At 37.1% G+C, this 24,801-nt stretch carries 24 protein-coding genes; 6 read left to right on the top strand and 18 right to left on the bottom strand.

What is annotated here, in order from left to right:
• Positions 1–220: 220 nt before the first annotated feature.
• A complete protein-coding gene (locus DET49_RS16085) occupies positions 221–979 on the top strand; it encodes a sensor histidine kinase (RefSeq protein WP_243729700.1) in 759 nt (252 codons plus the stop codon).
• Here the strand turns inward: DET49_RS16085 and DET49_RS16080 are convergent, their stop codons facing one another.
• Positions 980–2,062 carry a Gfo/Idh/MocA family protein gene (locus DET49_RS16080; RefSeq protein WP_133549550.1) on the bottom strand — a complete coding sequence of 361 codons (1,083 nt, stop codon included), beginning with the start codon at positions 2,060–2,062 and terminating at the stop codon, positions 980–982.
• A 146-nt stretch (positions 2,063–2,208) separates the two neighbouring features.
• On the opposite strand from DET49_RS16080, the gene DET49_RS16075 reads away from it, so the two are divergent.
• A complete protein-coding gene (locus DET49_RS16075) occupies positions 2,209–2,784 on the top strand; it encodes a DJ-1/PfpI family protein (RefSeq protein WP_133549548.1) in 576 nt (191 codons plus the stop codon).
• Between the two features lie 261 nt (positions 2,785–3,045).
• Here the strand turns inward: DET49_RS16075 and miaA are convergent, their stop codons facing one another.
• The 7 genes from miaA to DET49_RS16040 form a co-directional block, all read right to left on the bottom strand.
• Positions 3,046–3,957, bottom strand: a complete 912-nt coding sequence (gene miaA / locus DET49_RS16070; RefSeq protein WP_133549546.1) for a tRNA (adenosine(37)-N6)-dimethylallyltransferase MiaA — start codon at positions 3,955–3,957, stop codon at positions 3,046–3,048.
• The gene (locus tag DET49_RS16065; protein WP_133549544.1) at positions 3,947–4,780 is read right to left on the bottom strand and encodes an ion transporter; all 834 of its coding nucleotides are present in this window, start codon (positions 4,778–4,780) and stop codon (positions 3,947–3,949) included. Before DET49_RS16065 ends, miaA begins: the two co-directional genes overlap by 11 nt.
• A 66-nt stretch (positions 4,781–4,846) precedes the next feature.
• Positions 4,847–6,220, bottom strand: a complete 1,374-nt coding sequence (locus tag DET49_RS16060) for an exonuclease domain-containing protein (RefSeq protein ID WP_133549542.1) — start codon at positions 6,218–6,220, stop codon at positions 4,847–4,849.
• A 23-nt stretch (positions 6,221–6,243) separates the two neighbouring features.
• Positions 6,244–6,897, bottom strand: a complete 654-nt coding sequence (locus tag DET49_RS16055; protein ID WP_133549540.1) for a YggS family pyridoxal phosphate-dependent enzyme — start codon at positions 6,895–6,897, stop codon at positions 6,244–6,246.
• A 5-nt stretch (positions 6,898–6,902) separates the two neighbouring features.
• Positions 6,903–8,153: a DUF1015 domain-containing protein gene (locus DET49_RS16050; protein WP_133549538.1), complete on the bottom strand. Its 1,251-nt coding sequence runs from the start codon at positions 8,151–8,153 to the stop codon at positions 6,903–6,905.
• Between the two features lie 18 nt (positions 8,154–8,171).
• The gene (locus DET49_RS16045; protein WP_133549536.1) at positions 8,172–9,059 is read right to left on the bottom strand and encodes a 3-hydroxyacyl-CoA dehydrogenase family protein; all 888 of its coding nucleotides are present in this window, start codon (positions 9,057–9,059) and stop codon (positions 8,172–8,174) included.
• 68 nt (positions 9,060–9,127) lie between these two features.
• Positions 9,128–10,093: a Gfo/Idh/MocA family protein gene (locus DET49_RS16040; RefSeq protein ID WP_133549534.1), complete on the bottom strand. Its 966-nt coding sequence runs from the start codon at positions 10,091–10,093 to the stop codon at positions 9,128–9,130.
• A gap of 136 nt (positions 10,094–10,229) precedes the next feature.
• Here DET49_RS16040 and DET49_RS16035 point away from each other — a divergent pair, with 136 nt between their 5' ends.
• On the top strand, positions 10,230–10,871 hold the full coding sequence (locus tag DET49_RS16035; RefSeq protein WP_133549552.1) for a protein-L-isoaspartate(D-aspartate) O-methyltransferase: 642 nt from the start codon (positions 10,230–10,232) through the stop codon (positions 10,869–10,871).
• A 71-nt stretch (positions 10,872–10,942) separates the two neighbouring features.
• On the opposite strand, the gene yidC is transcribed toward DET49_RS16035, so the two are convergent.
• The 6 genes from yidC to DET49_RS16005 form a co-directional block, all read right to left on the bottom strand.
• Complete coding sequence (gene yidC, locus DET49_RS16030) at positions 10,943–12,808, bottom strand: membrane protein insertase YidC (RefSeq protein WP_133549532.1); 1,866 nt, start codon at positions 12,806–12,808, stop codon at positions 10,943–10,945.
• Between the two features lie 52 nt (positions 12,809–12,860).
• On the bottom strand, positions 12,861–14,495 hold the full coding sequence (locus DET49_RS16025; protein ID WP_133549530.1) for a CTP synthase: 1,635 nt from the start codon (positions 14,493–14,495) through the stop codon (positions 12,861–12,863).
• A 121-nt stretch (positions 14,496–14,616) separates the two neighbouring features.
• Positions 14,617–14,853, bottom strand: coding sequence for a DUF3820 family protein (locus DET49_RS16020; protein ID WP_133549528.1), 237 nt, complete (start codon positions 14,851–14,853; stop codon positions 14,617–14,619).
• Between the two features lies 1 nt (position 14,854).
• Positions 14,855–15,223, bottom strand: a complete 369-nt coding sequence (locus tag DET49_RS16015) for a two-component system response regulator (RefSeq protein WP_133549526.1) — start codon at positions 15,221–15,223, stop codon at positions 14,855–14,857.
• Entirely contained in the window at positions 15,220–16,086 is an 867-nt protein-coding gene (locus DET49_RS16010) for a histidine kinase (protein WP_133549524.1), read from the bottom strand. The genes DET49_RS16015 and DET49_RS16010 overlap by 4 nt, the downstream gene beginning before the upstream one ends.
• Positions 16,087–16,098: 12 nt before the next feature.
• Entirely contained in the window at positions 16,099–16,671 is a 573-nt protein-coding gene (locus DET49_RS16005) for a carboxymuconolactone decarboxylase family protein (protein WP_133549522.1), read from the bottom strand.
• 172 nt (positions 16,672–16,843) lie between these two features.
• On the opposite strand from DET49_RS16005, the gene DET49_RS16000 reads away from it, so the two are divergent.
• The gene (locus tag DET49_RS16000) at positions 16,844–18,403 is read left to right on the top strand and encodes an NAD(P)/FAD-dependent oxidoreductase (protein ID WP_133549520.1); all 1,560 of its coding nucleotides are present in this window, start codon (positions 16,844–16,846) and stop codon (positions 18,401–18,403) included.
• Positions 18,404–18,508: 105 nt separating this feature from the next.
• Positions 18,509–20,035, top strand: a complete 1,527-nt coding sequence (locus tag DET49_RS15995) for a GH3 auxin-responsive promoter family protein (protein ID WP_133549518.1) — start codon at positions 18,509–18,511, stop codon at positions 20,033–20,035.
• Here DET49_RS15995 and DET49_RS15990 read toward each other — a convergent pair.
• The 3 genes from DET49_RS15990 to DET49_RS15980 all read right to left on the bottom strand — a co-directional run bounded on the left by DET49_RS15990 (position 20,032) and on the right by DET49_RS15980 (position 23,340).
• Positions 20,032–20,718 (bottom strand): hypothetical protein, encoded by a 687-nt coding sequence (locus tag DET49_RS15990; RefSeq protein WP_317130335.1) that lies wholly within the window; start codon positions 20,716–20,718, stop codon positions 20,032–20,034. The two genes, DET49_RS15995 and DET49_RS15990, sit on opposite strands and share 4 nt — an antisense overlap.
• A 117-nt stretch (positions 20,719–20,835) precedes the next feature.
• On the bottom strand, positions 20,836–21,312 hold the full coding sequence (locus tag DET49_RS15985) for a DUF4168 domain-containing protein (protein WP_133549514.1): 477 nt from the start codon (positions 21,310–21,312) through the stop codon (positions 20,836–20,838).
• A 162-nt stretch (positions 21,313–21,474) separates the two neighbouring features.
• Positions 21,475–23,340 carry a TIGR00341 family protein gene (locus DET49_RS15980; protein WP_133549512.1) on the bottom strand — a complete coding sequence of 622 codons (1,866 nt, stop codon included), beginning with the start codon at positions 23,338–23,340 and terminating at the stop codon, positions 21,475–21,477.
• A gap of 119 nt (positions 23,341–23,459) precedes the next feature.
• Between DET49_RS15980 and DET49_RS15975 the strand changes: the two genes are divergently transcribed.
• The gene (locus DET49_RS15975; protein WP_133549510.1) at positions 23,460–23,900 is read left to right on the top strand and encodes a VOC family protein; all 441 of its coding nucleotides are present in this window, start codon (positions 23,460–23,462) and stop codon (positions 23,898–23,900) included.
• Here the strand turns inward: DET49_RS15975 and DET49_RS15970 are convergent.
• On the bottom strand, positions 23,897–24,709 hold the full coding sequence (locus tag DET49_RS15970; protein ID WP_133549508.1) for an HAD family hydrolase: 813 nt from the start codon (positions 24,707–24,709) through the stop codon (positions 23,897–23,899). The two genes, DET49_RS15975 and DET49_RS15970, sit on opposite strands and share 4 nt — an antisense overlap.
• Between the last annotated feature and the right edge of the window lie 92 nt (positions 24,710–24,801).

The raw sequence follows: 24,801 nt of genomic DNA, 5'->3' as shown, positions 1-24,801 counted from the left end.
GATTTGAAGACCGCATTAGGCTCGATTTGGCAACCACTCCTTCGGGGGTACCCCCGAAGGAGTGAAGCAAAGGACAGAGTTCAGATTACACTCCCCAAAAGGCTTGCTAAATAGAAATTATTCCTGGATTAAAATATTTTTACTACATACGCTATTTTCAATTTTAATAGGATTTGTAATTCGGTTTTTTTTCGATTTATATGGAATTTTATTGGGGCGAATGAATTTTGCTGATTACAGTATTAAAGCCAGCCTTGACCGGATGATATATGTAATAGATCTTAATTTCCTTATTTATTTTGCGATGATTTTTATTATTTATACCTACTATTATTTGAAACAGGTAAAAGAATCTGAAAAGCAAAAGATGCAGTTAGAATCTCAACTCATCAATACACGTATGAAGATGTTATCTTCCCAACTTCAGCCTCATTTTTTGTTTAACACCTTGAATTCCATCTCAGCTTTGGTAGAAATGGATGCAAAAAAGGCCCAGGATACAATTGCCGACCTGAGTGATTTGCTTCGGGAGATTTTATATAGCGGTGACAATTACCAAGTTAGTTTGCGAAAAGAAGTACGAATGCTGGATTATTATTTAAATATTTTAACACTTAGATTCTCAGATCATTTAGTGGTGGAGAAACAAATAGACGAAAGTTTGATGGATCATTTAGTGCCCTCATTAATTCTCCAACCTATTATAGAGAATTCTGTGAAACACGGATATTCTTATCACAATATACATCTTAAAATAAAAATTGAAATTTTTAAAGAAAATAAAAATCTTGTACTTCGGGTTTCAAATAACGGAAAATCCTTAACTGAAGAGCAAGAAGCTCTCCTCAAAAAAGGAGTAGGAATTTCTAATATTAAAGATCGCCTGCTCACATTATATGGAAAAAAAGCACAATTTAAAATTCGCAATAAAGAGATTGGAGTGGAAACTATTATTAAAATACCGTTTTCTAAAACCTGATTATAAACTCAAACGTTCCCCTTTTTTACTAGCAGATTCATAAATTTTTTCTAAAATGATTATGTCCTTTAAGCCTTCTTCTCCTGGAACTATTACTTTCTTATTCTGGATTATAGCCAGGGCATCATCATCCATTTGCACGGCCTGCTGATTTTTTCCAAATGGGGATAAAACAGTTCCATCGCTTGCTTTGCCTTTTACTCCGGAATAAGACTGAAATGGTCTTAAAAAATACCATCCATCTTCACAATCGATTTCCAGGTTATTTAAATTTTCACCAAAACTGGTTCTGCAATCGGCGGTGATTCCATTGGGAAATTCAAGCTTAAATACAGTGGTTTCATCCACTTCATCAAAAATTTTCGGACGATTAGTAAAATGGTTTGCACTTACCGAAATTGGTTCTAAGCCTGTGGTATACCTGGCTGCATTTAAAGGGTACACGCCCATATCATACATCGCACCACCACCCATTTCCTTTTTCAGTTTCCAAGGATTCATAGGGTCACCATAATAACCAGCTTCGGCTTTTAAGTTTTTCATTTCACCAAAGGGTTTGGTTTTAGCCCATTTCATCAAAGTTTGGGTATTCTTTTCGTGCTGCATTCGGTATCCGATAGAAAGTTTTACCCTGTTCTTGTTACAGGCGTCAATTATTTGACGGCATTCCTTAGCCGTTTTCGCCATTGGTTTTTCGCACCAAACGTGTTTACCAGCATTTGCCGCTTTAACCGCATATTTGGCATGTAATCCAGTAGGAAGTACAATATAGATGACATCTATCTCATTGTTATTAGCAATGTCATCCATATTATCATAATTATATACGTTCTGATCTTTTATGCCATATCTGGCTTGCCATACCGGTACTTTCTCCGGACTCCCGGTAACTATACCTTTTAATTCGCAATAATCCGTTTCTTGTAATGCAGGAGCCAATTGCCCCGTGCTATAATTTCCTAATCCCACCAGGGCGACACCTAATTTTTCCTTATTTGTCGGATTTAAAAAATTTGGAATCGGCAGGGTGGTAGCAGCTATAAATAATCCTGATTTTTTAATGAATGTCCGGCGATCTGGCATAATATATATTATTTAATTTTGATAGAAGTTACTTAAGCTTCCCTGAATGGAATCGTGAAATTTTATATTTAACTATTTTTTAAAAGCTGTATTTTAGTGTTATACTGATTTTTCTTAACTTAAAAGAAAATATATTCCAACTTATCATGAAAAAAATACTTTTTTTAACTGGAGACTTTGCTGAAGATTACGAAACCATGGTTCCTTACCAAATGTTGGTGATGTTGGGCTATACGGTACATACTGTTTGTCCTGGCAAACAAAAAGGCGATAAGATCAAAACAGCAATTCATGATTTTGAAGGCGACCAGACTTATACCGAAAAGCCCGGTCATTTGTTTGAGCTTAATTATTCATTTGAGGATGTAAAAGTTGATGAATATGCAGGTTTTGTAATGGCCGGAGGACGTGCTCCTGAATATCTCAGATTAAATAAGAAAGTAATTGAAATCACTAAACATTTCTTTGAAAAGGATAAACCGGTAGCTTCTATTTGCCACGCCATCCAAATTCTTACGGTTGCAAATGTTTTAAAAGGCAGAACACTTACCTCATACCCAACTATTGGTCCTGAAATCGAGCTGGTAGGAGGGAGGTACAAGGAGGTCGAACCAACTCAAGCAGTTGTGGATGGTAATTTAGTCACATCACCAGCCTGGCCGGGTCATTCGGCTTTTATACGGGAATTTGTGAAACTTCTCGGAGCAAAAATAGAGATTTAAAAATTTTGGAATAATCTTTATAGAATTTAGCCGTTTAGTCCTTCTCTTATTTTAATAGGCAGCTATCTGCAAAGGGAAGAAGTTTCTGAGTAATCCCTTTCTCTTTTTATCTTGTTATATTTTCTCTATAGTATTGGAGAATTTATTTCTTTCCTTTTCGGAAGAAGATTTTGTCCTTAGCAGCAGTGATTAAGGTATCATTACAAAGGATGATCCTTAAGGCTACACCGGTTATAACTGCAGCAATTGGATGATTCCTTCCTAAATTAAAATTTTTGATTTTATAAATTCCTCAATTTTTTCAACTGGAGTTTTAAAATCAAACCAGTGAATTTCTGGGTCTTTTCTAAACCAGGTAAGTTGTCTTTTTGCAAACCTGCGAGTATTTTTCTTTATTTCATCAACAGCGGCCTCTAAGGAGATTTCACCATCTAAAAAGCAGAAAAGTTCTTTGTATCCCACTGTATTTAGAGCATTTAAAGTGCGTTTAGGGTACAGGCTTTCGGCTTCCTGGAGTAAACCTTCTTCCATCATTAGATCTACGCGTCGATTGATGCGCTGATAGATCATTTCACGCTCTGCGCTAATTCCTATGCTAATAGGATTAAAATTTCGTTGTTTTCTAGGTTGATTTAAATAGGAAGAATAGGACTTCCCGCTGGCTATACTGACTTCCAGAGCACGAATAATCCGTTGAGGATTTTCAATATCAGCTATTTTATAATACTCAGGATCCATCTTCTTTAATTTTTCCTGCAGCGGAATGAGGCCTTCTTTTTTAAAATTAAAATTGAGGTTTTCTCTGATTTCGGGAGGAACTTCAGGGAAATAATCCAGACCTTGCAACACACTTTTAGTATATAAACCACTCCCGCCAACCATTATTGCGAAATCGCTGCTTTGAAAAAGTTTTTCTAATTTTTGGATGGCATCCGATTCAAAATCGCCAACATTATAACGATCCGCAATAGAAATATGCTGAATAAAGTGATGTTTGGCTGCCTGCAATTCTTCTTCGGATGGAACTGCAGTTCCTATTCTCATTTCTTTAAAGAATTGTCTTGAATCTGCTGAAATAATTTCTGCATCGAATTTTTGGGCGAGTTCAATAGCCAGGGTGGTCTTTCCAATAGCAGTAGGCCCTACAATATTAAGAAGATAATTAGTTTGCATGAAGTGGTTTTCCGCAGTTCTGGCAAAATTCAGCTTTATCTAGATGTTTGTCCTCATTACAATGCGGACAGACCTGTGTATTGGTGGGAATAATATCTTTTTGGGATTTTGTGAATTCTGAAGTGACAATACCTGTTGGCACGGCGATAATCCCATACCCAACAATCATTATAAAAGAGGCGATAAACCGACCCAGGGGCGTGATGGGATGTATATCTCCAAAACCAACGGTGGTAAGCGTTACAATACACCAATAAATACTCAGCGGTATATTGTCAAAACCTCCTTTCTCTCCTTCCACTAAATGCATTACTGTTCCCATAATTATACAGATGATCAGCACAGCAAAAAGAAAAACAGTTATTTTAGGGCGGCTGTTTTTTAAAGCTAAAAGGAGTCGGTTAGATTCTCCTATGTACCGGGTGATTTTTAAAATTCTAAAAACCCTGAGAAGCCTCAAGGCCCTGATAGCGAAAAGAAAGTTATGTCCACCAAAAATAAAAGCAATATAAGTCGGGAGGGTAGAAAGTAGATCTATAACTCCATAAAAACTAAAAATGTAATTCTTAGGCTTCTTTATAGAAATAACACGTAAAATATATTCGACAGTAAAAATTATAGTAATAATCCATTCCGCGATGTAGAAATACCAGTAATATTTAAGGTTAAGGGTACCAACACTCTCTAACATCACAAGGATTATACTGATAACAATAACGATAAGCAGGGCAACATCAAAGAACTTACCTGCGGGAGTATCCGCCTCATAAATTATTTCATGAATTTGAGCCTTCCAGCCTGTTTTGGGTTGAGTTCTAGCCAAAAATTACGGATTTTACGAATTTCCCAAATTTAAATAATTTAGTGAAGTTAATATGAAATTTGAGACTTATTTAGTTAGCGGGTCCAACTGAACAATTTTTAAACGTGAATTTCGACGGAGGTAGCTTTGAATGATATGTTGTGCATCCCGGTCGTTTTTCATTGGGGTTATTATAGATCGTATAATTTCTATGTTGTTGATCTGGTGATTCAAATTAAAATAGCCAATCCCCTTAAATTCACCATCTTCAACGAGCAGGGCACTTTTTTCGTCTATCTCCCGTCCCCGGTCTATAACCAGCATATGTTGGTTCTGATAGGAATGTTGATCTATTAATGCTCTTACTCTTTTGTTGTAAGCTTCGGCTGGTTCTTCGTGGATACAGGCCCCATGGCATTTTTTTATGGTGTAATTAAAGCAATTTCCATTTGTGTTTTCAAGGTTACAAAGTTTTCGGCAAAGTTCATATTTTTCTACCCACATCTCTAAAACGTTCTTTGCTCTTTTAAGTGAAGAAAAGGTTGTAATACTGTTCTTGTTTCCTGCGCGGCCAATTTTTAACTCAATATATCCGTTCTCATCTGTTGAATGATATAAGGCATGACTAAAAATATTCTTTTTTAGCGCCCTATTGTATTTTGGTTTATTATACTTTATTTCCTGGTTTTCTTTAAGAAGAGCGGCAAGTTCATTTCCCGTAGCTTCAAAGCTAACCGAAGAAACTTCTTTTTGCATTTGCCTGGATTTATGTTGTTCGTTGGTAAAATGCTGCGTTACTCGTTTTTTAATATTTCGGCTTTTGCCGATATAGATAATTTCACCTTCCTTATTATGAAAGTAATAAACTCCGGTGATTCCGGGAAGATCTTCTAAAATATACACCAAGCGGGTGTCAATCTGACGTTTTGGTGCTATTTTAACGGCATCCTTTAAAATATTTTTTTCAAGATCTTTAGCCAGTAACATCTTAAATAGCTTTACGGTAGCTTGAGCGTCTCCACTGGCCCGGTGCCGGTCGCTTAGTGGAATTCCCAATGCCCTAACCAGTTTTCCCAAACTATAAGAATCCTGTCCGGGAATAAGTTTTTTAGAAAGTTCTACGGTACAAAGCGATTTCCTCTCGAAATCAAAGCCTAAGCGTTTAAATTCGGTGCGAAGAATTCGATAATCGAATTTTGCATTGTGGGCTACTAAAACACAATCTTGTGTAATCTCCACAACTCTCTTTGCAATTTCATAAAATTTAGGAGCATTGCGAAGCATATCGTTATTAATACCGGTAAGGTTCACCACAAAGGGCTGAATGGCTTTTTCTGGATTTACAAGGCTTATAAACTGATCTATAACTTTTAAACCATCAAACTTATAAATAGCAATTTCTGTTATTCCCTCTTCGTTATATTTACCACCTGTGGTTTCTATGTCTATTACTGCGTACAAAAAATATATTTCTGTTTCTTTAATTAATTCCTTGATCCAAAAATATCGCTTCCTATGCGCACCATATTACTGCCGCAATCTATAGCGGTCTTATAATCTCCGCTCATTCCCATAGAAAGGATTTCAAAATCCAAATATATTTCTTTAAAATCATCAAATACCGATTTTAAATGCTGAAATTCTTTTCTCACCTGTGCCTGATCATTTGTGAAAGTAGCCATTCCCATAAGCCCCTTTACTTTTATATGATCTAATTTTTTAAATTCTTGTGAATCTAATATTTCTTTAGCTTTTTCAGCCGAAATTCCAAATTTACTGTCTTCTTCAGCAATTTTAATTTGCAACAGGCAATTTATACAACGATTATTTTTGTCGGCTTCCTTATGGATTTCTTTCAATAATTTTAAACTATCTACTGCGTGGATCAAAGAAACATAAGGAGCCATATATTTTACTTTGTTTCTTTGTACGTGCCCTACCATATGCCAATTAATATCCTTAGGAAGTTTTTCCCACTTTTCAGTCATTTCCTGGATTTTATTCTCACCAAATTCTCTCTGACCACAGTCGTAAGCCTCTAAGAGGTCTTCATTGGGTTTGGTTTTAGAAATAGCAACCAGGGTCACATCTTTGGGCAGTTCGCCTTTTAATTTTTTAATATTTTCTGAGATAGCCATGCAATTCATTTTTGGTTGGATTCAAACTCGTAGATGGTTAATCCGCTTAGTAATTTAGGTTCAATATAAGTGCTTTTCGGAGGCATAGTTAAACCTTCATCAGCTGTTTCTTTGATCTCTTCAATGCTCAAAGGAAGCATTCCAAAACCAACAGCAAATTCACCCTTGTCTATTCTGGTTTTAATTTCTATTAGATCATTTTTCCCGTGAATATAAGAAATACGCTTGTCATTTCGAAGATCTTCAATTCCTAAAATTGGCTGAAGTACTTTCTTGTAAAGAATATAGGGATCTAACTTACTTAAGGAATCGTCGAATTCATAGTTTGTTTTTCGTAAGTAAAGTGAATAAAACTCCCCATCCAAATACATATTAAAATGATGCTTCTGTAATGGTTTGTATACTTCCATTCCGTGGTTCTCGATCCGGAAATATTCATCGAGCAAAATTAGGAATTCCTCCTTGGTGTGGCCGTTTAAATCTGTTATCAACCGGCTATATTCATGTATTTTCAAGTTGCTCTCGGAAATAAGGTAACTCATAAAGAAATTATAAGCTTCTTTACCATCGTGCTCCATATTTGACGCTTTGGATTCCTGAGCCAGCAGATAGGAAGAAGCACTTCGATGATGCCCATCTGCGATATACAAATGAGGCATTTGATCAAACTCTTCTTTAATTTTTATAACCAAATCTTTCTGATCTATTTTCCATAAATAATGAATCTCCCGGTTAACAGTAGCAAACTCATATTCAGCCCGGGTTTGTATAACCTGTTCTATCACATTATTTATTTTCGAATTATCCGGGTAGGTAAGAAGAACTGGTTCAGTATTGAACCCCACCACTTTTAGATAATCTTTAAATAAGGTCTCACGATGGGCAATGGTGTCTTCGTGTTTTTTTATAAGATTATTTTTGTAATCTTGTGCACTTGCGGCAGCTATAATTCCGCAGCAGGTATTTTCCCGACCAACTATTTGATAAAGATAATATGCTGGTTCTTCATCTTTTATAAACGAGTTTTCTTCCCTGAATTCCAGGTAACGGTTTCGAATCATCTGGAACCGCTGTCCACCGGTAATCTCGTGCTGAAACTTATATCCCGGATTCAAAATATGTAAAAAGGAATAAGGATTATATTGGAGAACCGCCCGTAGTTCGGCCTCCGTATATTCTTCAAATGACTTTGCGGCTACAAGTCCAGCCTTTGCCCGTTGAGGCCTTACAGCTCTGAATGGAAGTATTTTTGTCAAACCCGATGCTACTTTTATTTAACTGAATTGAGATGAAACCTTTTCGGCTTTTTTACTGTCAGAATAATCGTAAAAACCTTCCCCGGATTTTACACCCAGTTTCCCGGCCATTACCATATTGGTCAACAAAGGACAAGGGGCATATTTAGGATTTTTAAAGCCTTCATACATCACTTCAAGTATAGAATGACAAACATCAAGACCTATGAAATCGGCTAGTTGAAGAGGCCCCATTGGGTGCGCCATGCCAAGCCTCATCACTGTATCTATTTCTTTTACGCCTGCCACGCTGTTATAAAGAGTTTCAATCGCTTCGTTAATCATTGGCATTAAAATTCTGTTGGCCACAAAACCTGGGTAGTCATTGGCTTCTACAGGCACTTTGTTTAAGTTTTCTGAAAGCGCCATGATGGTTTCAGTGACCTTATTACTAGTAGTATAACCACGAATAATTTCAACGAGTTTCATAATGGGTACCGGATTCATAAAATGCATCCCGATAACACGCTCTGGATTGGACACCACAGAAGCGATTTTTGTAATTGAAATAGAAGAAGTATTACTGGCCAAAATAGTATTAGCCGAACAATTTTCATCCAATTGCTTAAAGATTTTAAGTTTCAGGTCTTCATTTTCTGTAGCGGCCTCCACTACCAGGTCTACATCCTTAACTCCTTTAGGGATATTAGTAAAAGTTGTAATATTATTAAGGGTTTCTTGTTTGTCTTCCGGGCTAATTTTTTCTTTGGAAAGCATTCGGTCTAAATTTCCCGAAATTGTTTTCATCCCCTTTTCCAGACTTTCTTCTGAAATATCGATTAGGCTTACCTTGTATCCAAATTGGGCAAAAGTATGAGCGATTCCGTTACCCATTGTCCCTGCTCCAATAACTGCTATATTTTTCATCTTGTGTGGTTTTATTTTAGATTAAATTCAAAATTATACTGAAACTTAATCCTAATTAATTCTTTAAATCATTTACTAAAACTGGCAATAACTCCATTGGCGACACGCAAAGCTTCAGCGCCCTCTTCCAGAGTGACTATTGGGGTTGTTTTATTGTTTATAGCATCTGCAAAAGTTTCCAACTCTTCTAAAATAGCGTTGTTTTCCAAAACTTCAGGATTGTCAAAATAGATTTGCTTTTTTACTCCTTCCGCATTCTGCAATATCATGGCATAATCATCAGGAGTTGGTGAGGCGTCTTTCATTTTTACAACCTCACATTTTTTCTCCAGGAAATCTACAGAGATGTAAGCGTCACGTTGAAAAAATCGAGATTTACGCATATTTTTCATTGAAATTCGACTCGCTGTTAAATTTGCAACACAACCATTTTCAAATTCAATCCTTGCGTTGGCAATATCCGGAGTGTCACTAATTACTGAAACCCCGCTGGCGCTAATATTTTTAACCTTGGATTTTACCACACTCAGAATGGCGTCGATATCGTGGATCATCAAATCGAGAACCACAGGTACATCTGTTCCTCGTGGGTTGAATTCTGCAAGGCGATGGGCTTCAATAAACATCGGATTATCAATCCGGGAAGCCACTGCTTTAAATGCCGGATTAAAGCGTTCTACATGGCCTACCTGTCCTTTTACTCCGTATTTTTTGGCTAGTGCGATAAGCTCCTGGGCTTCAGCAAAGGTATTTGTTATAGGTTTTTCTATAAAAACATGTTTTCCTTGAGTGATTGCATGTTTGGCGACTTCAAAATGAGATAGGGTAGGAGTTACAATATCAATAAGGTCAACTTCCGCAATAAGTTCTGCAATGGAAGTAAATGTTTTATAACCGAATTCAGCAGCAACCTTTTTAGCATTTTTAGAATCGGCATCGTAGAAGCCTACAAGTTCATACTTTTCGGACTGATTGAGCAATTTAAGATGTATCTTTCCTAAGTGTCCTGCACCCAGCACGCCAACTTTCAACATATTTTTTAGCATTTTTCACAAAAATAGCATTTTGATTGCAAATAGTTTAGCTATTGATGGAGGAATCTCCCGCGATTTCCCTTGGTAACTTATAAGGCTAATGAGTATTTTTACAAATCTAAAAGAGTAAAACGTGATTCAGGATAACTTTAGACATAAAGGAAAAAGGCAGCAATTGGTGAAAACTGTAAAGAAAAAGGGGATTACTGATAAAGCAGTTCTGGAGGCCATTGGTAAAATTCCAAGGCATTTATTTATGGATAGTAGCTTTGAAGATCACGCATACCAGGATAAAGCCTTTCCTATTGCAGCTGATCAAACGATCTCACAACCTTATACGGTTGCATTTCAAACTGAAAAGCTAGAGATCGAAAAAGGTGACAAGGTTTTGGAAATTGGAACAGGAAGCGGTTATCAAACCGCGATTTTATGTGAACTGGGCGCAAAGGTTTTTAGCATTGAACGTCAGCGAGAACTTTATAGAAAGACTAAAATGTTTTTGAATAAAATAGGTTATCGTCCTAAACACCTTAGTTTTGGTGACGGTTACAAGGGGATGCCTGATTACGCACCATTTGATAAAATCATTGTGACGGCCGGTGCACCTTATGTTCCCAATGATCTTCTAGGTCAACTAAAGGTCGGGGGAAGAATGGTGATTCCCGTGGGGGATGATGTACAAACCATGACCCTTTTTATAAGAAAATCTCCTAAAGAATTTGATAAAACCGAATTCGGCCAATTCCGCTTTGTGCCTTTGCTCGGGGATAAAAATTAAAAAAAGGCTGTTTAAAAGATGGAATTAACCTCTTAAAAACAGCCTTCAGTAGATTAAATACTATAGGTAATTTATTTTTTCTTCTGTTTTTGTTGCTGCTCCGCCTGCTCCATCATTTCCTGCATTTTCCTGGTGAACTTATTCTGCTTCTTAGGCTTCTTCTTGTTCTCCTGGATTTTAGCATGGATTTTCTCCTCATCAATAATCACGTATTTAATCACCAGCATAATTCCAATGGTAATCAGGTTGGAGGTGAAGTAATACAAGGAAAGTCCACTTGCGTAGTTATTAAAGAATACAAGCATAAATAATGGCGATAAATACATTATAAACTTCATATTGGGCATTCCCGGTTGCTGAGCCTGCTGCATACTTTGCCCAGTTGTCATCATCATATAAATAAAAATAGCTATAGAAGCCAAAATTGGGAATAAGCTAACGTGATCTCCATAAAACGGGATCGTAAACGGCAATTCGGCGATTGTATCATAGCTCGATAGATCCTCTGCCCATAGAAAGCTTTTATTTCTTAACTGAAACGCACTTGGAAAAAACTGGAATAAGGCGTAGAAAACCGGGATTTGCATCAAGGCAGGCAAACAACCACTCATCGGGCTCGCGCCTGCTTTGCTATACAGCTTCATGGTTTCCTGCTGCTTTTTCATCGGGTTATCTTTATGCTTCTCATTTAGCTCATTAATTTCAGGTCTTAATACCTTCATTTTAGCCTGTGAGAGATAAGATTTATAGGTAACCGGCGATAGGACAATTCTTACCACAATGGTCATTACGATAATGGCAATACCATAACTAGGTAAAAAACCACTCAGGAATGCAAAAAATGGGATAAATACATATTTGTTGATCCAGCCAAAGATTCCCCAACCTAGCGGGACTACTTCATCTAGATTTCTATCATAATTATTTAAAATTTTATAATCTGTTGGCCCGTAGTACCAATTCATATTATAATTGAGCTCGCCTCCGTTGAGTTCCAGAGGCATTTGAGCGATAAAATTTTTGGTATAAAGTGTATCGACTTCCTCGTCTTCAACAAGATTCTCTGAAATGAATTTTCCTCTCTGAAAAGGGTCATCGGTAAGTAGTATGGAAGAAAAGAAATGTTGTTTAAAAGCTACGTAGGATATATCTTCGTCTTCACTCTCCTCGAGATCACCGGCGCCCAAGTTATCATCATCCCCATCCCCATATTCATAGATTAGATCAGTATAGCGATTTTCGTAAGAAATGCTTTTGGCGTGACGGTAACCTTTTAATTGCCAGTTCAGGTTAATATCTCTTGAACTATTTAGAACATTTTTAAGCCCCTGGGATCTAATGCTGAAATCCAACATATATTCTCCAGGTTTCAGGACATAGCGATATTCAAGAAATTCGTCTTGGGAAACCTTAAGCTTCATAGAGATAATGGTATTATCTCCATTTTTAGTTACTTCAGGTTCAAAATAAAGGTTTTCAGTATCTAGGGTTCTCCCGTCTGTAGTTGTAAAATTAATGTTGAACGAGGCATTCCCGTCCTTAATTAAATACACCGGTTCATCATCGTATGTTTGAAAATTCTTTACCCTGGCTTCTGAAATATATCCTCCTTTATTATCAATCTCAAGTTCTAAAACATCGTTTGAAACTGTAGTGGTATTCTCTGTAGCCGATGGAAGACTTGCCGAATAGCCAAAAGCACCTAAACGCTCACGTGCCTCAGCAAGTGCAGTAGAATCTGAGCCTGGACTTTTTATTTCACCCTGTTGATCGGGTTGATCGGCATCGGTATTTCCCGGAGTTTCAACCTGCTGGGTTTCCTGTTGTGGTTCTACTACTTCTTCCGAAGGGCTATTGGTGTATAACATCCATAGTAAAATTCCACCAATAAGTATAAATCCAATTAGGGATTGAACATCAAATTTTTTTTCTTCCATGCTTTTCTAAACTATATCTTGGCTTTGGTCAATAAGTCGGCCATTATTGTTTTTATGCCAGACTGGCATTTTTTCTTTTTTTTGAAAAATCGTAAGCGGCTTTAATAAAGGCGATAAATACCGGATGGGGGGTTGCAACCGTACTTTTGTATTCAGGATGGTATTGAACACCCACAAACCAAGGATGATCTTTTAGTTCTACAACTTCTACCAGGCTGGTTTCTGGATTTATACCGGTGCTGAGCATTCCGGCTTTTTCCAGTTCTTTCTTGTATTTGTTGTTGTATTCATAACGATGGCGGTGCCTCTCTTTAATTTCTGTCTTGCCGTAAGCCTTCTGAATTTTAGATCCTTCGGTTAGTTTACAATCCCAGGCGCCAAGTCGCATTGTTCCACCTTTATGCGTGATTTCTTTTTGTTCTTCCATTAGATCTATAACCGGGTGTTTGGTCTTAGGGTTCATTTCGGTAGAATTGGCAGTTTTCAGTTTCAATACATTTCTAGCAAATTCAATTACTGCCATTTGCATCCCCAGGCAAATTCCTAAAAATGGCAAATTGTGTTCCCGAGCATATTTTACAGCATCTATTTTCCCTTCCACACCACGTTCGCCAAATCCTGGTGCAACTAAAATACCGTCTAAATTCGCAAACTTATGGTCGATTGTGTTTTCATTTATAAATTCAGAATGTATGCTTTCTACATTTACTTTCACCTCATTCTCTGCACCAGCATGAATGAAGGCTTCAAGAATAGATTTGTAGGAATCCTGTAACTCTACATACTTCCCGATAAGCCCTATGGTAATTTCAGCTTTAGGGTTTTTATGCCGATCCAAAAACTGGTTCCACCGATCTAAATTTGGCGTGGTTTCGTCAGGTAGATGTAACTTTTTTAAGGTCACAGTATCCAGGCCTTCTTTCAACATTAAATTTGGGACATCGTAAATGGTAGCCGCATCAATACTTTGGATAACAGCTTCCTGTCTTACGTTACAAAAAATAGCCAGTTTACGACGAATATCATCTGAGAGTTCGTGCTCGGTTCTACAAACCAGGATATCAGCTTTTAGTCCGCTTTCCATTAAAGTTTTTACACTGTGCTGGGTGGGCTTGGTTTTAAGTTCTCCCGCTGCAGCAAGATAAGGTACAAGCGTTAAATGAATAATCAAGGCATTTTCATCCCCTAATTCCCACTTTAACTGTCTTACCGCTTCGATATACGGTAAAGATTCTATATCGCCTACCGTACCACCTATTTCCGTAATAACAATATCGAAATCGCCATTCTGGCCCAAGATCTGGATGCGATCTTTAATTTCATTGGTAATATGTGGAACCACCTGCACGGTTTTTCCGAGAAATTCTCCACGGCGTTCTTTTTCAATAACACTTTGGTAGATTCGGCCGGTAGTTACATTATTAGCCTGGGAAGTATTTACGTTTAGAAATCGCTCGTAATGGCCAAGATCAAGGTCCGTTTCGGCTCCATCTTCGGTAACATAGCATTCGCCGTGTTCATAAGGATTTAATGTGCCGGGGTCTACATTTATGTAGGGGTCGAGTTTCTGAATAGTGGTTCTAAATCCACGCGCTTGTAATAATTTTGCCAGAGAAGCTGCTATAATCCCTTTTCCCAGGGAAGAAGAAACGCCGCCGGTGACAAAAATATACTTGGTTTCGGCCATTTTTGAGGTGTTTGTTGCGTTGTTTTATTCAGGGCGCTAAATTACAAAGAAGAATAGAAAAGCCGTTAATTTTAAACCTAATATTTTTGAAGTTAAAATGGCAAATTAAACTGAAGAAAATTCAGAGTTTTGGAAATTTTCTTCTTATATCTCTAAGCAATTGTTCCATTCCATTGAGTTTTAGTTCAAAGACCTCGCTCATCTGTTGGCCCAGTTTGCCTTCCGGGAAACCTTTTTGTCGATACCAAACCAAATAATATTCAGGAATCTCGCTTAAATAATAGCCTTTGTATTTTCCGAAATGCATCTTAGCGTGGGCAAGTTCTAAAAGCGCATTGTGGTCAGGTTTCAAGCTCATTTTACAATTCTTGTAAAAGTGGTTGTATCTGGGTAAACTTATTTTTATTTAAAGGCTTTTCTATATAATCTATTACTGAAGCATACTTTTGAGCTCTCTGTCGATCGATAGTACTTGTACTGGAAGTTAGAATAATTATTCTATGTTGATATCCTTTAGCCTTTAAAGTATCCAGAAATTCAAAGCCATTCATTTCAGGCATATTCAGGTCTAAAAAAATGAGTGTGTTTTGTTTATCTTCCAAATAAATTAAAGCTTTTTCGGGATTGGTGAAATCTACAACATCTTTATTATAACCTTCAATCTCTAAAAGTTTACGCGTAATAAAATTGGCTATGGGCTGGTCGTCTACCAGAATAATGTTGCTCATAACTCCTTTGCTTTTAATTGGTTTAATTCGGTGGTTGCCATTTCGATTACTTCCCGTAAAACCTGATCCATTTCTTCTGAAGATTGTTTGAGTTTTGGCAGCAGATCTTCTCTACAAGATTTATCGTCAAAAACTTCAAATAGCTGTACAATACCCTGGATTCTGGATAAGGGTTCTCTTACATTATGTGCATTTAAAGCTGAAATATGTAATAATTTTTCATTTTTTTCTACTACTTCCTTAGTGCGATCAGTAATTATTTGCTTTTGATTTTCGACGATCTCGTTAATCTTTCTATTCTGATTTTTTATAACGTCCAGGGCCTGTAGCAAAGATTTATTTTTATGAAACAGTTCTTCTTTTAAATAAATTTCCTGGAATTTTGCCTGAAAGCTATCGCTTATTAACTTGAGCATTTCAATATCTCCAACTTCAAAAGGTTTGTTTTGGTCGGCCACCAGGGAGACAGTGAAATCTACGTCCATTTTTTTAAAGGTCCAGCACCACAATGCTGGAGAGAGTAGAGTGGTTTCATTTATTTTTTCACTTAACTGATTAGGGATTTTTTCCGTTCTTACAGGAATATTATTTTCCAAAATTTTTAATTCATATGGGAATAGGTTTTCACGCTGAATAAGTTCAAATTTGCCTTTTGAATTACATTGGCAATACACCAAATAGTTCCCATCCTGATTTACGCTAATTCTGAAAAGATGAAAATTCAGCAGATATTTTAAAAAGCGCACGGAAACCTGCGAAACTTCTTCCAGGCTTCTACAACGATTTAAATTGTTGCTGAATTTTGAAAAGGTTTCGTAGGTGATTCTGTAAACCCGAGAAGTTCTATCCTGTTGGGATTCCATAAATATTTGGACTTATTCGGGGGTCTCCAGTAATTCGTTGTCTATTTTAATTCCTGAAACATCAGCAATGGTATTCAACATATTTACCAGGTCGGCCTGTGCCATTAACTCCTGAACTTCTCTTTGTGAAAACCCGGCTTTTTCCAGTTCCCGGAAATCTTCATCTGAAACTTCACTATGATTAAGCGCGGCATGGGTAACAATCTTTACAGCAGTTCTAAAACTTGCAGGCATAGAAGGAGAATCAATATTTTCTGTCGCTTTAAAACCTTTGTCTTCCGAGATCATTGCGCTCATGCTATCGGCAAAAATTCCGTGGGCGTGAGAACAGTAATTGCAACCTCGTTGCTTAGATACATTATATATAATCAATTGTTTAAGCACATTGGGCACTTCGCCTTCCATTAAAGTATTTTTCAATTTGCTCCAGTTTCCTCTAAGTATTGTAGGATTGGAGCCCTGGCATTTGAACCAGTTTAATACAAAGGGAAGCTGGAGGGTCTTTTTGGTGTCGTCGTAAATTTCCTGTACTTCGGGGGTAGCCTGCTCATAAGAAACCATAGGGTAGCGTGCGGATGAATTCATTTCAGTATAAGTTTGTAATAGTATTTGGGTTTGTAAAGATTCTACAAAATAAGTTAATATTTTAAAACAAACTAAAATTATTAGCCTGTATTGCGTTTAATTTAACAGATACATATTTTTTAGATTAACCAGACAACTATGAAAAGTTTATTTTTGCTTTAGATTTTATAAAATGAAGTATCAATATCAATTAAGCCTTAGTCCTGAAGAGGCAGCAAACCAGTTTAAGCTTAAAAAAGCGGCATCTCGTTATGGCAAAATAGCATTAAGAGATATCAACTATGTTGAAATCTTAAAGCGTTCGATAGACGCCAGGCAACGTAAGGTAAAGATCAATTTAAAAGTTGATGTTTATGTCAAGGAAGATTTTACTGAGAAAAAGATTCTTCTACCGGATTACCAGGATGTTAGAAATAAAGAGGAAGTTGTAATTATAGGTGCCGGTCCAGCAGGCTTATTTGCAGCTCTGCGTTGTATCGAATTGGGATTTAAACCGATTATTTTGGAACGCGGTAAAGACGTTAAAACTCGTCGCCGGGATCTAAAAGCGCTAAACATTGAACATATTGTAGATGAAGATTCCAATTACTGTTTCGGAGAAGGTGGCGCCGGTACTTATAGTGATGGTAAACTCTATACCCGATCTAAAAAACGTGGGGACGTTGAGCGAATACTGAAATTACTCGTAGGTTTTGGAGCTACCCCTGAAATTATGATAGATGCCCATCCACATATAGGCACTAATAAACTTCCTGCCATTATTGCCAGAATAAGGGAACTTATAATTGCCTGTGGAGGAGAAGTTCTTTTTGAGACCAGATTAACCGATATCCTTGTTCTAAATAATGAAATAAAAGAGATTAGAACTTTAAAAGGGGACCGTATTAAAGCGAAAAAAATCATCCTGGCTACAGGTCATTCCGCCCGGGATATTTTTGAACTTCTGTATAGAAAAAAAATTAAAATTGAGGCCAAAGCTTTTGCGTTAGGGGTAAGGGTAGAGCATCCCCAGGAACTTATAGATAAAATCCAGTATAAATGTGATTCCAGGGGTGAATTTCTCCCGCCTTCCCCGTATAGCTTAGTAAAACAAATAGGGGGAAGAGGAATGTATTCCTTTTGTATGTGTCCTGGGGGAATTATCGCCCCTTGCGCTACTGCCCCCGGCGAAGTAGTTACCAACGGCTGGTCCCCCAGCAAACGTGATCAACCCACTGCCAATTCAGGAATCGTGGTTGAATTGAAACTTTCCGATTTCAAAAATATTGAAAAAAATCCCCTGGCAGCTATGGAATTTCAGAAGCAAATAGAGCAGAAAGCATGGTTGGAGGGTGGAAGAACGCAGAAAGTTCCGGCTCAGCGTTTGTCAGATTTTACCCAGGGGAAAGTTTCCGAAAACCTCCCGGTAACCTCCTACAAACCCGGGATCACTTCGACTGATTTAGCGAAGGTTTTTCCTGGTTTTATTCATAAAACCCTGCAAACAGGATTTAAAGAATTCAATAAAAGTATGCGTGGTTTCTTAACCAATGATGCAGTAGTACACGCTCCCGAATCCCGAACCTCATCACCGGTTAGAATCCCAAGAAATCCCTACACTTTTGAGCACGTACAAATAAAAGGCCTTTACCCCTGTGGGGAAGGTGCCGGTTATGCTGGCGGTATCATCTCGGCAGCTATCGATGGAGAAAGATGTGCAGAGAAATGTATCGAAAGTTTTAAAAATTCATAGGATTTTTAAAGGTTAAATTATTGATAATTGTCAAGACATTAATAATGTTGATTTTGGTTTTTTTTACCTTCATTTTTTAAAATAATACTAACAAAAATCAGGATTATGCCTATAGTAGGTTCGTTAATAAAAAGTCTTATAGACCTTCGGGATACTATCGTTTCAGAACCGGAGGCAGTTCAAGCCCAGAAGGAGGTGCTTATCAAGTTATTAAAGAAAGCAAAAGATACACAGTTCGGAAGGCATTACGATTTTGAATCGATTTTAAAGTCAGATAATATTCAAAAAACTTTTGCAGAAAAGCTTCCATATTTTGATTACAACAAACTAAATGAGCAATGGTGGCATAAATTACACGATGGGGAAAAGGATGTCACCTGGCCTGGAAGACCGCCTTATTTTGCAGTAAGTTCAGGTACAACAGGGAAAAGTAGTAAGCGAATCCCGGTCACCGATGAAATGCTGGAATCTATTAGAAAAGCAGGTATAAAACAGGTTAGTGCTTTGAGTAATTTTGATCTTCCTCCAGATTTCTTTGAAAAAGAGATTATGATGTTGGGCAGTTCTACCGATCTTGAAAAGGAAGGTGATCACCAGGAAGGAGAAATCAGTGGAATTAGCGCGAGTAATATTCCATTTTGGTTTCGAGGCTATTATAAACCTGGGGAGGAAATCTCTAAAATTGAAGAATGGGATGAACGTGTACAACGCATTGCTGAAAATGCCAAAAACTGGGATATAGGTGCATTAAGCGGAATTCCTTCCTGGCTTGAGCTTATGATGAAAAAGGTTATAGAACACAACAAGCTGGATAATATCCATGATATCTGGCCTAATTTAAAGGTATACGCCTCTGGTGGAGTGGCCTTTGAACCTTATGAAAAAAGTTTCAATGCATTGCTTGCTCACCCAATTACGGTGATCGACACCTACCTGGCTTCAGAAGGATTCCTGGCTGTTCAGGCAAGACCTGATACCACTTCGATGAAATTAATCTTGGATAACGGAATATACTTTGAGTTTGTGCCTTTTAAAGCCGAATATATTAACCAGGACGGCTCCATTGTTGAAGATGCACCTGTGATAGCTATAGACCAGGTGGAAGAGGAAATAGATTATGTTTTGTTAATTAGCACCGTTTCCGGTGCCTGGAGATATTTAATAGGCGACACCATTAAGTTTACCGATGTCAAACGTAAAGAAATTCGCATTACAGGAAGAACAAAATTCTTTTTAAATGTCGTAGGATCACAACTTTCAGTAAATAAAATGAATGCTGCCGTACAGGAGCTTGAGGAAAAATTCGATATAAAAATACCTGAATTTACACTGGCTGCCGTTAGAATTGACGGAGAATTTCATCATCACTGGTATTTGGGTACTGAAGGTGATACTTCAGAAGAAAAGCTAACTCAGGCTCTGGATGAATCTTTAAAAAATGCTAACAAGAATTATAAGGTAGCACGTTCTAAGGCTTTAAAAGGAGTGAAGGTGACCAAAGTCCATCCTGATATGTTTCCAGAGTGGAATGCTGCCAATAAGAAAAAAGGCGGACAGGTTAAAATGGAAAAAGTGATGGATGAGGAAAAATTTGCAAAATGGGAAAAGTTTATTAAAGAGCAAAACGCTTAATCTTCCTCTTCATCTATCTCATCAATTAACACCATGATTTCTTCCTGAGAGAGATAAAGTTTCTTGATTCGGGCTTTGTAGGAATCCGCCAAATGGGTGTGATTTAGGATAAAATCCTTAGTCGCGATAATATATTTACCCAGTCCATGATTGACCGCATAGGTATCTGCAGCTCTTTCAGCTTCCTGAATATAGGTTTTTGAAGTAAGGTATTTTATCCCAAACCAAATCATATTAAGCGCACTGCGTTCCCGGTAATCCATAATATGGCCGAGTTCATGGCCAATCCAGCCTATGAGAACATCCGAAGGGACATTTTTGACATCAAAAACTTGATCCTCAATTTCTATGTGTTCACTTATCATTACAAAATAGGCGCGATCTTTTTTATTCTTAAACAAGCCCGAAAGTTTAGGCTGTGCCTGCATAAAAGATTTCTGTATATTTTTTTTGAATTTGAACTCAATAGGCGTTTCTTTTAATTCGGGGTAATGGGAAAGTGCCACATAGGTTTCCCTCCAAATTTCATCGGGTACTATTTTATTTTCAAATTTTAAAGTATCTTTTTGTTTCATTGTTTTTTGTGCATATAAAGTGCTCCCGTTCCACTGGCAAAATAGAATAGCGGTAATTACTAAAATGGCTAATTTAATCGCTGATCTCAAATTTATAGTTTCATACATATAGCTATTTGAAATAAAGCATACCTGGAAATTTCACCAAATAAATACTTGTAAAATAAACATAAAAAAAGGTCTCCTGATATAGAAGACCTTTTTTAGAATTTCAAATAGTAGAAATTATCCTTGCATTAATTCTCTTAATCTCTGTTGCAGTTCAGTATCAGTTTGAAGTGCCATAGCGATTTTCTCGTATCTCTCCACTTCTAGACCTTGCTCAGTAATAGCATTTTCCATCTGTTCCTGAAATTTACCCTGCATACTTTCAATTTCAGCAACTACTGCCTTATGTTTTTCCTTTTCGTCTGCAGAAACCTCAATTTCAGTATTTGGGTCTAAAGAAGCTTGATGTATTTCATTAAAGCGTTTAATTTCAAATCCACTTCCTTCCACTTTTTTCACCATCTCCTGTTGTGCCTTTTGATTTACCAATCTTATTCTCTGGTAAGCATTGGCAAATTTAGAAAGTTCCTGATCACTTACATCTATTTCTACTGCCTGTTGCTGTGGCAGTTGTTGGTTTTGAGCAATAATAGTTGCAGAACCCAATAGGGCAAAAGCAAATAATAAGCTTGCAATTCTTTTCATTTTAATCATAACCTGTGTTTAATATTTTAAAGCCCGCAATCTAAAAATACCTTGGCATGAAACAAAAATTATAGCCTTTTAATTTTACTTTTTCAGATAAGCTTAACTCAAATATAGGTTGTTGTTAAATTTTCTTATGATTATTAGCTTAAATACAAAAAACGAAGCTAGTTAAAATCCACGAGCAGAAATCACTTCCAGGTTAATGGGTTCTCCTATATTTTCTTCAATTTCCGTCTTAATTTTTCTAATATCCTCTTCCTCCAGGCTTTCGGGTCCCACCAGGGTTAGAGAGACCCTTAAAGGATCTCCAAAGCGCACACTTACATTGCGGATAACCAATTCATTTATGGTGCTACCTTCTAACTCTCGTGTAATATTAGCTTCTTTTTTGATCCGGTTGAAAGAGAGGGAAAGTGGGACCATAACCATTCCGATTAAAATAAGGGTATACACTAATCCTAATCTAGCTCGTTTAAAAGGAGCAAAACCCAGAAGAAGAAAGGTGATACCTGCAAACATAATAATTCCTGCTAAGTTGGTTAAATACAGTAAAAAAGCTCCGGAGAATACCTGCCAGTCCCACCAGCCAATGCCAATTCCCGAGACGGCCAAAGGTGGAACCAGGGCAACTGCGATAGCTACTCCGGCCAGACTTTTTGCAACACCCTCTTTAGCGTGGGCGTAAGCCGCAGCCACCCCAGATACGATCGCGATTCCCATATCTAAAAGTGTAGGAGATAACCGGGCATCAATTTCAGATGTGATTATTTTAATAGGTATAATTAGACTCACTCCCGCTGAGAACATTAAAGAAACACCTGTGCCAATTAAAATAGTAATGATACCACGTTTGAGCATATTGGTATCATAGCGAACCATTCCCATAGCAAAAGAAACAATAGGGGCAATGATTGGTGCCAAAATCATCGCACCAATAATGACAGGAGAAGAATCTGCGAAAAGCCCAAAGGTTGCGATAAGTGTGGAAAGAATCATCATAACCACATACATGGAACTGGTTTTAGAATTTTCCCTTAGTACCTTGAATAGTTCTTGAAATTCCTCGGTTGTTGCCCTGGGTAAAATCGGGATGGTGCGCTTTGTTAACTCCTCGCGTTTTTCGCCTGTGGGTAGCGTATCGGTTTTATTGCTTTTTTTAAGGTTAGCTTCATCTTTTTTCGTACAGTATTTACTGGATTGAGCTAGACAAAGTGTTTCCGGTTCTACCCTAAACGTTATTTTTTCAGCTTTTTCCTTTTCTCCATCTATTGTAAACTCCATAGATGAAGAATTTTTGATACAGAGCTTAGCAATTCTTATCTTCCCTATGAAAGCTGGTGCTTTATCTAATTTTTTCCCCCCTGGAAGTAAGCTACGCAATAAAAACCAGATTAATTGTAACAAATTGGTGGGAGAAATAATAAGCGTCGTAAAGATGCCATCGTTCAAAGAACTCTCTGAAACAAGCCTTCTTGCTACAATGGAACTTAAGGCATGTTCCACCACGATTATTCCTAATGCAGAAGTATGGATTATTTTTTCTCCTTCTGAGCTTATTTCATATGAATTATGTGAAAGGGAAGATAATCGCCTGATGTTCTTAAAGAACGTAAGGACTTCTCCAATAAGGCTGTTTTTCCCCTGATCTTCCGTAAAAGTAAAAACATTGCCAATATTGACCGATTGAAACACGGGAATATCGTTACAGTAGAGCATATCTAACTTATGCTCTTCTTTATTTGAAAGGATCTCTTCCAATACCCTTTTAGGGTCGCTTGAAATGCCTAATCCCTTTGTGGTATAAGTGTTTTCAGGATGAGGAAGGATCCCAATTTTCAAATTCTCTATCGCGGCCTTAGGCAGGAATTCCCGTAATAATTCATCGCTAAGATAAGTAACGATAATAGCATTGGTTTCTGTTTTAAAATCTGTTCCCGGATAAATTATTGTTTGATTTTCGGTCCCTTCTAAAATTGGAAAAATATTTTCTTCAACTTTTTCCTTATCATCGGAATGATGTAAAATATACAGCATAATTACTTATTGCGATTGCAGTACCAAGATAAGGTTTTTAAAAATCGCGATTAAAAGTTTAACCTGAGATTTGGAATTAAGCATACATTTTATATAATTTCAGAAAAATAAACCAACCAATGAAAACCAATAATTTATCGGCAGTCATTTTATTTGCGGCTACTTCTGCTTCAGGGGACTTCAATTTTAGAAAAGATCATGATACAATTAGGGTCAAAGACTTAAAGGCTTCCGTCTATTTCTATGGCACTATCCTGGGGTTAAAGCAAATCCCTAATGGGGGTCTTGGAAATCACATAAAATGGTTCCAGCTGAACAATAAAGTGCAACTGCATCTTGTTGAAAGTGATGAAGTAGTTGAAAAGAAGAAGGGAGTGCACACCGCTTTTAATACTGATAATTTATCTGAATTTATGGATTTTATGAAATCAAAAAATATTCCTTTTGAAAACGGAAAAGGTGATAAAGATTCAGTGACCAAGCGTCCCGATGGGATAAGACAGATCTATTTTCAGGACCCTGATGGGTACTGGATTGAAGTCAACGATAGTAAAGTTTAGCTTTTTATAGAATCTTCTTCTTTTAATAAACCGAGTTCTTCTATCGTTTTCAAGACACCATTTTCATTATTACTATAAGTGGTTACGTATTTACTGGCGTTAATGATTTCTGGATGTGCATTTTTCATCGCGTAGCTGTATTTTGCATTTTGCATCATTTCCAGATCGTTGAGATAATCCCCAAAAACCAGCGTTTCATCCGGTGAGATATTGAGTTCTTTCTGAATTCCGCTTATAGCATTTCCCTTATTGGCCGTTATGGAAGTTATATCTATAAAAACATTGGCAGCAATTGCTACTTTGTAATCCTTAGCATATTTTTCAAAATGCGGGTAGGTATGTTCTTCCACCCCTTTGAAGTTGCAAAAAGTCACCTTTAGAATAGTATCCTCAACCTGGGTAAGATCTTCAACTTTTTTTATCCTTTTGTAAAATTTACTGATCTCTTTAAAGAAGCTGTCATCTTTACTCTCTATATATGCAGAGGTCTTTCCGCAGAGCACTAAATGAGTATCGGGAAGCTCCCTACCTTTTCTTATAAAATTCAGGGCTGCATTTTTATCCAAAGGGTTTACATAAAGATCTTTCCCTTTATGGACCACGTGAGTGCCATTTTCGGCAAAAAATAACATTCGATCCTTAATTCTGTCAAATTTGCTTTCTAGATTATAAAATTGGCGGCCACTGGCAACAGAGAACATAATTCCTTTATTGGTCAGCAATTCTTCAATTTCCCAAAAATTAGGATGGATTTCATGTTGATCATTCAACAAAGTTCCATCCATATCCGATACTATCAATTTTATCATAGTGCAAAAATTTAAGCGGCAAATATATAAGATTAGAATCCAAGGGAAGTTAAGAATACATAAAATGTGCTTTTACTTCAATAAATTATTTC

The organism is Salegentibacter sp. 24 (assembly GCF_004362395.1).
Classification (GTDB): domain Bacteria; phylum Bacteroidota; class Bacteroidia; order Flavobacteriales; family Flavobacteriaceae; genus Salegentibacter.
Note: the sequence above shows the minus strand (reverse complement) of the source record. Positions and strands in the feature narration are given on the sequence as shown.